Below are 7,752 nucleotides of genomic sequence, written 5' to 3'. Positions count from 1 at the left end.
AACGCTCGCGCGCGATTTTGGAAAGCATGCTCGACGGCTTCATCGCAGTCGACGCCAGCTGGCGCATCGGCTATGCCAACGCGGCCGCCGAACGGATCACAGGCCTGGACCGCTCGCAGCTGCTCGGTGCGGCCGCGTGACGCAGGCTGCCGCCAGGCCCGGTCAGCTGGATCGCGGCCAGGGCCGCGCCGGCCGCGTATTCCTCGGCGGTGCGCGCCAGCAGGTCGAGCACGTCGTCCAGCGGCGCATCCGAGACCGCCAGCTCCAGCGCGCCGCGCTGGCCGGCTTCCAGCAGGTTGGCGCGGGTGCGCTCGGTGACGTCGATGCCGTGGATCAGGACCCCCGAGACGCTGCCGTCCGGCTCGCGCAGGGCCATGTAGATGAAGTCGACATAGTAAGCGTCGAGGGCGCCGCTCGCGGTCTGCAGCTGCAGGCGCACGTTGCTGCCCTCGTGCGCCTCGCCGCTGCGGTAGACCTGGTCGAGCAGTTCGAACAGGCCCTGCCCCGCCAGTTCCGGCAGGGCCGCCTGCAGCGGCTTGCCGAGCAGCGGGCGCCGCCCCACCAGTTCGGCGAAGCGCTCGTTGGCCATCTCGACCACCAGCTCGGGCCCGCGCATCACGACCATGAAGGCCGGCGCCCGGTAGAAGATGTCGCGCATGCGCTCGCCGGCCGCGCGCAGCTGGGCCACCAGGCGCTCGCGTTCGCGCCCGGCTTGCTGGCGCGCGCTGATGTCGGTGAAGGTCAGGACGGCCCCACCCGGTCCGCTGCCGGTCGTCAGCGGATGGACCGAACAGGCCACCGGCAGCACGCCGCCGTCCTTGCGCACCAGGCAGGCATCGTCCAGGCGCAGCACCGCGCCGCTGCGCACGGCGTCGAGCAGCGCACCCTCTTCCAGGGGCGTGGCGCCCTTCGCGGGCAGCAAGGCACCAACTTTAACACCGGCCAGCTCCGCGGGCGCGTAGCCCAGGCAGGCGGCGCCGGCTGCATTCAGGAAGGTACAGCGGCCCTCGGCATCGAGTCCGACGATGCCCTCGCCCGAGGATTCCAGCAGGCTCTCGAAGCGCTCGGTGCTTTCCCCCAGCGCGCGTTCGCTGGCGGCCAGCTGAATGCCGGCCTCGTGTTCGGCGGTGGCGTCGCGCATGATCTTGGCGTAGCCGCGCAGCACTCCCTTTTCGCGCAGGGCGATCATCATGCCGTCGGCGAAGAAGCGGCGGCCGTCGCGTCGCAGGTGCCAGCGCTTGTCTTCCGAGCGGCCGGTGGCGCGGGCGCGCGCCGCTTCCTGATCCGGCTGCCCGGCAGCGCGGTCTTCGGGGACGAAGAGCATGTCGGCGCTCTGTCCGATCGCCTGCTCCGCGCTCCAGCCGGTCACCGCTTCAGCGCCCGCTTCCCACTCGGTGATGCGGCGCTCGGTGTCGGTGCCGATGAAGGCGTAGTCGTGCAGGTTGTCGAGGATCAGGCGCAGGCGGCTGGCGTGGCTGCCCGGCCCGGGCTCCGGCGCGGGCTGCGGCGGCGCACGCAGGCTTTCCAGTTCGGCCGCCTGGCGGTGCAGGGTCAGGGCTAGCTCGACGCGCGATCGCAGCAGGTGCGCATTGACGGGCTTTTGCAGGACGTCGACCGGAGCGAGGGAGAAGGCGCGCTCCCAAGGGAAGTCGTCGGGGTCGCCGGCCGTGACGAACAGGATCGGTACCGATTGCGCACGCGGATGGCGCCGCATCAGCTCGGCGGTCTGGAAGCCGTCCATGGTCGGCATCTGCACGTCCATCAATACGACGGCAAATTCGTTTTCCAGCAGTGCGCGCAGGGCCGCCTCGCCCGAATCGACGGACACGCGCTCGGCGTTCACGCCAGCCAGCAGCGCTTCCAGCACCGCGAGGTTGGCAGGCTGGTCGTCCACGAGAAGGATGCGGGGTTGGACGGCAGCACTCATCGATAGCTTGGTGGACAGGTGGGCGATTGGGTTGACAATCCGGCGCATCAACAGGCGTGAGATTGTGTGAGTAATTGCAAGGAATGCAATGTATGCCTGGCGCTTCCGAATGTCAATTGTGCGCGCCATCTGCCCAGCCGCCCTCACACTAAGGGTTTGCTGCGCCGGACCACCAGTTCGTGCAGCAGACCTGGAGCCGCAATGGATTTCTCGTTTCTGAACAATGACCTGGAGAGCTGGGCGATTGCAGTCGCGGTCCTGCTCGGGGCCACCCTGGCGATGCACTGGCTGCGCCGCCTCGCCCTGCACAAGATGCAGGTCCTGTCCCAGCGCACCGACACCCTGGCCGACGACCTGGTCGCCAAGATGCTGCGCAAGACCTATCTCCTGATCATGGTGACAGTGTCGAGCTACCTGGCCAGCCTGGCGCTCGAGCTCACCGACAAGCAGCGCCTGGTGGTCTCGCGGATCGCGATCGCTGCCCTGATCCTGCAGCTGGCGATCTGGGGCGACACCCTCCTGCGCGCCTGGCGTGACCACGCTTATGTGAACGACGTCCCGCGCAAGGCCTCGCGCACCATTCTCTGTTTCCTGCTGCGCCTGGCGCTATGGGTGATCGCCTTCCTGATGGTGCTGGATAACTTCGGCTTCAACATCACGACCCTGGTCGCGAGCCTGGGCATCGGCGGCATCGCGGTCGCGCTGGCGGTGCAGAACATCCTCGGCGACCTTTTTGCCTCCTTGTCCATCATGCTCGACAAGCCCTTCGAGATCGGCGACTTCATCATCGTCGGCGACGTCCTCGGCTCGGTCGAACATATCGGCCTGAAGACCACGCGCCTGCGCGGCCTGGGCGGCGAGCAGGTCATCTTCGCCAACAGCGACCTGCTGAAAAGCCGGATCCACAATCACAAGCGCATGGAGACGCGGCGCGTGGCCTTCGTCCTGCGTGTGGCCTACGGCGCGAGCGACCGCCAGCTGGCGCGCATTCCGGTCCTGATCCGTGAGGTGGTCGACGCCGAGGCGATGGCCGCCTTCGAGCGCGCGCACTTCTTCAACTATGGCGAGTGGTCGCTGAACTTCGAGGTCGTCTACCACTTCCAGAGCCCCGACTACATCGCCCACATGGACACCCAGCAGGCCATCCTGCTCGAGATCTACCGCCGCTTCGAGCGCGAAGGGATCCGCTTCGCGCACCCGCTGTCGATCGTGCGCATGGCCGAGGGGCAGGAGTTTCCCTCGCCGCAGGCCGTGGGCGCGGCGGGGTCGGCGTTCCGCCATTGAAAGGCGGTGGGCACGGCCCGTAGGGTGGGCGCCCCGTGCCCACCAAACCCGAACAAATAAAAAAACCCGCCGGGCCTTGCGGCCGGGCGGGTTGTCGTGGCGACCTGAAAATCAGGCAGCCGATTTCTGCGCGACCGGCAGCGGGCTGACGCGGGCCGCGGTGCCGGCTTCGAGCACGGCGGCGGCAGCCGAACGGGCCTCGCCCGGGGCGGTGGTGCTGATCAGCTCGTGCATGCGGCCGGCGGTCTTGTCCCAGGAGGTGTTGGCGACGACGTCGCGCATGCGTTCGACCAGTTGCGCCTTTTCCTGCTCGCTGGCGGCCAGCATGCGCTCGCAGGCGGCGATGAATTCTTCAGGCGTCGAGGCGATCGCGACGACGTCGCCGTAAGGCACCTTGACGTCGGTGATCGGGGTGCTGACGCTGAGCTTTTCGGCAGCCATGTACTCCAGCACCTTGGTCGGGCTGATGAACTTGGTCGATTCGTTCATCGCGAACGGCAGCAGGCAGATGTCCCAGCCGGCCAGGAACTTCGGCAGTTCGTCATAGTTGCGCTGGCCCATGTAGTGGACGTTGTCGGCGCGCGGCAGTTCGGCCGGGTCGATCTTGACCACGGGGCCGACCAGCACGATCTGCCATTCCGGATGCGCGGCGGCCATCTGGCGCACCAGCTCGGTGTCGAAACGCTCGTCGATCACGCCGTAGAAGCCGAGGCGCGGGCCGGCGATGGCGGCCTGGTCCGGATGCGAGATGGCGGCGTCCAGCGCCTTGCGGAAGTGCTTGGCGTCGACGCTGCTCGAGAAGCAGTGGGCGTTGGCGTGGCGGTCCTTCTTGGCTTCGTACAGGCTCGGGCCGCCGGTGAAGACCAGGTCGGCGATGTTCAGCAGGGCCGATTCGCGCTGCAGCAGCTGCTTCGGCGGGTTCTTGAAGGCGGCCAGTTCGTCCATGCAGTCGTAGACGACCAGGGAAGGATTGAAGCCTTGCAGCAGCGGCAGCGCCATCGGGGTGTAGAACCACACCACCGGACGCTCGCCTTCCGGCACCAGGTCGGCCAGCAGTCGTTGCATGGTCGGCAGCTGGTCGTCGTGGAAACCGTGGGTGTTCTGGATCGGGGTATGCGGACGGCACACCGTGATGTTCGGCGCGACGGTCGTCTTTTGCAGATGGGCGGGACCCTCACTGTGGACGGGCTCCTCGACAAACAGGATCTGGTAGTGTTCCGCCAGGCGCGTCATCAGATGTTGTGGGCGTTGGAAGACGAAGTCCCAGCGCAGGTGGCAAAACACGATCAGGGTCGGCATGTTGATTTCCTTTCGCCTTGGTGGCGCTTTAGTTGATCTTGGGTCCGTGACTCTCATGGGAGAGCGGAAATTCACGCTCGTCGATGAAGCCGGACCGGTGAATCGTAACATGCAAATTTACTATTATTTTCATTTATGCATCGCAACATTAGCTCTCAGAAAGGGCGTCGCGGAAACGCAGAGCTTTTCCTCATAGGAGAGTCCGGTGTCCTGGAGGCATTTTTGTAGGCATAGTCCTACTCCCGTACAAGCGAATCCACTACGAAAACTCATCCATACGGCAGCCGTGCGCAAGCGTGCGCGGCCCTTCCAAGGGGCTGCTCGGGCGGTGTTCGGGGTGGTGGCGGCGCTACGCGAGGCCGCGCGAGGGTGTAGGCATACTCTGCCGTAAAGACAGCGCACGAGGCGTGCGCAGCGCGCGACGGCAGGCGGGAAAACGCCATCGCACGGCGCATGCACCTGCCCCGTGCTGCACTGCGGCAGAATCAGGCGGAAGGATACGGCTGGGCACCCTCGGGATGGCCTTCGGCGTCGAAGCCATCGGCGGTCGAGACGTCGTCGATGCCGATCGAGCCGAGCGCATCGCACAGTTCGTCGACTTCGGCGCCCAGGTCGGCGGCCAGGTCGATCGCCTTGCCGGTTCCGCCCCAGGGCGGACCGCCGTCGATGGCGTACAGGTTGACGCGCAGTTCGATATGTTCGCCGGCATCGACCGGCGCCACCACGGCGCGCACGCGGTCGGCCGCCAGCTCCTTGGCGGCCAGCAGGCCGTTGATCTCGGCCAGGGTGCCCAGCATGGCCAGCTCGGCCACGCCCTGCTCCTTGGCGCCGTGGAACAGGTCCTGGTACAGGAAATCGACGCCGATGCTGTCGGGATCCGCCGCCAGGCAACGCCGCACCAGGGGCGCCACGCGCTCGGTCCAGGCGCGGTAGCGGCGCATGCGGTCGGCAAAATAGACGTCGGCATCGATCTCGTCCTTCGGCACCGCGTAGAACGGGTCGTTCGCGCGCTTGAGCGAAAAGCCGAACAGGAAGCGCAGTTCCATGGCTGTTTCATCCGGCGCGAAGCGCTCCCCGGTCCATCCGCGGATACTGGCCTCAAGCAGCGGCGCCGCCAGCGGCTTCTTGCTGCCGAGGCCGGCGGCCGCCTCGCGCAGCAGCTCCTGCAGCGGCGAATAGCCGATGTGGTCGACCTCGGCCAGGTCGTAGGCGTGGCGCACCAGCGCCACCTTCGCACCCGGGCTGTCGAGCTCGGAGGCGATGAAGCTGGCGGCCAGCTCCTCGTAGGCGGCATCGTCCTGGAAGCTCTCCTGCGCCACCAGGCCGCCGGTGCTGCGCACGAACAGCGGGATCAGGAAGGCGTCGATCTCGGTCTCCTCTTCGCCTTCGCGCCGGATACGGAGGGTGGCCGACTGCTCGCCGATATGGCTGCGCAGCAGGCGGCAGGCTTCCGGGTCGGTGAAGCGCGCCAGTTCGATGGCGCCGTACAGTACCTCGTCGCGCTTCTTGCGCAGGGTCTTGCGGATCGCGGCCAGCAGTTCTTCCTCTTGCGCCGCGGCCCGTTCCGGGTCGCTCTCTTCGCCCTCCGCGACGGCGAGCGCGAGGTCGGCCAGGGCCTGGGCCAGCGCATCGGTGTCGGGTTCGGCAGGCGCGGCGCTCTTGCGCGGCACGGGCTTCTTGTTTTTCGGCATGGGTTAAGCGTGAGTGATAGAAATGCGCCATGGTAGCGCATGGCGCGCCTTTCGGGCATTCGGAAAGCCCTTACTCCGCGCGCTCCGGTTCGGCCACGTTCACGGTCGCCAGCGCCGCCAGGATTTCCTCGGGCTCGGCCGGCTTGGCGATGTGCAGGTCGAAGCCGGCTTCGCGCGCCCTCACCTTGTCGGCCAGCTGGCCGTAGCCGGTCAGCGCGATCAGGAGCGTGCCGGCGAACTGCGGCATCGCGCGCAGGCGCCGCGCCAGCTCGTAGCCGTTCATGTCGGGCAGGCCGATGTCGAGGATGAAGACGTCGGGCCGCTCGAAGGAGGCCCACTCGAGCGCGCTGGCGGCGTCGTAATAGGTCGACACCAGGTGGTCCCCGGCCGCTTCGAGCAGCAGCGAGAGGCTGACGGCGGCGTCGATGTTGTCGTCCACCAGCATCACGCGCAGGGGCGCCGGCCCCGCGCCGTGCGCGCCGCCGTAGGCTTCGCGTGGCGTTTCGCGGGCGCTCTCCCGTGCATTCTCGCGCACGCTCTCGCGCGCCCGCCGTGGATTCGCCAGCGGCGTGGTCAACGCTGCCAGCTCGTGCTTGAGCGGCAGGCGCACGGTGAAGATGCTGCCGCCATTGCGCCCCGGGCTGCTGGCTTCGACGCTGCCGCCGTGCAACTGCACCAGGCTGCGCACCAGCGCCAGGCCGAGGCCGAGGCCGCCCTGGGCCCGGTCGGGCTTGCGCTCGCCCTGGGAAAACAGGTCGAACACGCGCGGCAAGAGCTCGGCCGTGATGCCTTCGCCGTCGTCGGCCACGCTCAGGCTCGCTTCGTTACCGGCACTGCTCAGCGAGAGCTGGATCGCGCCGTGCGGCTGGGTGTACTTGGCCGAATTGGTCAGCAGGTTGGCCACCACCTGGGTCAGGCGGGTCTGGTCGCCGCGCACCGTTACCGGTCCCTGCGGCAGGCGCAGTTCGAGCCGGTGCTGGCGCTCCTCCATCAGCGGCCGGGTCTGCTCGACGGCGCGTTCGACCACGTTGCGCAGGTCGACCTCCTCCAGGTTCAGGCTGACCAGGCCGCGCGTGACGCGCGAGACGTCGAGCATGTCCGACAGCAGCCGGTTCATGTGCTCGACCTGGCGCCCGATGACGTCGCCGGCATAGCGCGCGCGGTGGCCGTCGAGGTCGGGCAGCTTGAGCAGCTGGGCCGCGGTGCCGATCGGCGCCAGCGGGTTGCGCAGCTCGTGCCCGAGCATGGCGAGGAACTGGTCCTTGGCGCGGTTTTCTTCCTCGGCGGTCTGGCGCGCCTGCTGGGCACGCTCGAGTTGGTTCTGGCGTTCGTTGCCGGCCGTGTCGCGCGTGGCCTGGGCCCGGGACAGCTCGTTGCCGGCCTGGCGCAGCGCGCCCAGCAGGCGGTCGATCTCGAGGATGCGCGAGCGGCGCTGCGGCGGCAGCTCGCCGCGTCCCAGTGCGCTGGCGGCGTCGACGGCGGTACGGATCGCGCGCGCATAAACGCGCCCGAACCACGCGGCGACCGCGCCTGCCCCGAGCAGGGCCGCGA

At 68.0% G+C, this 7,752-nt stretch carries 5 protein-coding genes and 1 pseudogene; 2 read left to right on the top strand and 4 right to left on the bottom strand.

The features are described 5' to 3' along the window. Nucleotides 1-26: 26 nt before the first annotated feature. Nucleotides 27-74 (top strand): annotated as a pseudogene (locus tag C2862_RS25875) (hypothetical protein); the annotation flags it as partial. On the opposite strand, the gene C2862_RS24855 reads toward C2862_RS25875, so the two are convergent. Next, the gene (locus C2862_RS24855) at nucleotides 71-1,927 is read right to left on the bottom strand and encodes a PAS domain S-box protein (RefSeq protein ID WP_168710169.1); all 1,857 of its coding nucleotides are present in this window, start codon (nucleotides 1,925-1,927) and stop codon (nucleotides 71-73) included. The pseudogene C2862_RS25875 and the gene C2862_RS24855 sit on opposite strands and share 4 nt — an antisense overlap. A gap of 201 nt (nucleotides 1,928-2,128) precedes the next feature. On the opposite strand from C2862_RS24855, the gene C2862_RS24850 reads away from it, so the two are divergent. Continuing rightward, entirely contained in the window at nucleotides 2,129-3,211 is a 1,083-nt protein-coding gene (locus tag C2862_RS24850) for a mechanosensitive ion channel family protein (protein WP_136223716.1), read from the top strand. A 111-nt stretch (nucleotides 3,212-3,322) separates the two neighbouring features. Here the strand turns inward: C2862_RS24850 and C2862_RS24845 are convergent, their stop codons facing one another. From C2862_RS24845 to C2862_RS24835, 3 genes are all read right to left on the bottom strand, one after another. Next, a complete protein-coding gene (locus C2862_RS24845) occupies nucleotides 3,323-4,510 on the bottom strand; it encodes a glycosyltransferase family 1 protein (RefSeq protein ID WP_136223714.1) in 1,188 nt (395 codons plus the stop codon). A 485-nt stretch (nucleotides 4,511-4,995) separates the two neighbouring features. After that, nucleotides 4,996-6,201 carry a hypothetical protein gene (locus tag C2862_RS24840; protein ID WP_136223712.1) on the bottom strand — a complete coding sequence of 402 codons (1,206 nt, stop codon included), beginning with the start codon at nucleotides 6,199-6,201 and terminating at the stop codon, nucleotides 4,996-4,998. A gap of 70 nt (nucleotides 6,202-6,271) precedes the next feature. Beyond that, a partial coding sequence (locus C2862_RS24835) for an ATP-binding protein (RefSeq protein WP_136223710.1) occupies nucleotides 6,272-7,752 on the bottom strand: 1,481 nt, incomplete at its 5' end.

The organism is Massilia sp. Mn16-1_5 (genome assembly GCF_004798585.1).
GTDB lineage: Bacteria > Pseudomonadota > Gammaproteobacteria > Burkholderiales > Burkholderiaceae_D > Telluria.
This window is presented reverse-complemented; position numbering and strand designations above follow the sequence as displayed.

Coding starts and splice junctions, on each gene's coding strand:
- C2862_RS24855 (WP_168710169.1), bottom strand. CDS start 1,927: ATGAGTGCTGCCGTCCAACCCCGCATCCTTCTCGTGGACGACCAGCCT.
- C2862_RS24850 (WP_136223716.1), top strand. CDS start 2,129: ATGGATTTCTCGTTTCTGAACAATGACCTGGAGAGCTGGGCGATTGCA.
- C2862_RS24845 (WP_136223714.1), bottom strand. CDS start 4,510: ATGCCGACCCTGATCGTGTTTTGCCACCTGCGCTGGGACTTCGTCTTC.
- C2862_RS24840 (WP_136223712.1), bottom strand. CDS start 6,201: ATGCCGAAAAACAAGAAGCCCGTGCCGCGCAAGAGCGCCGCGCCTGCC.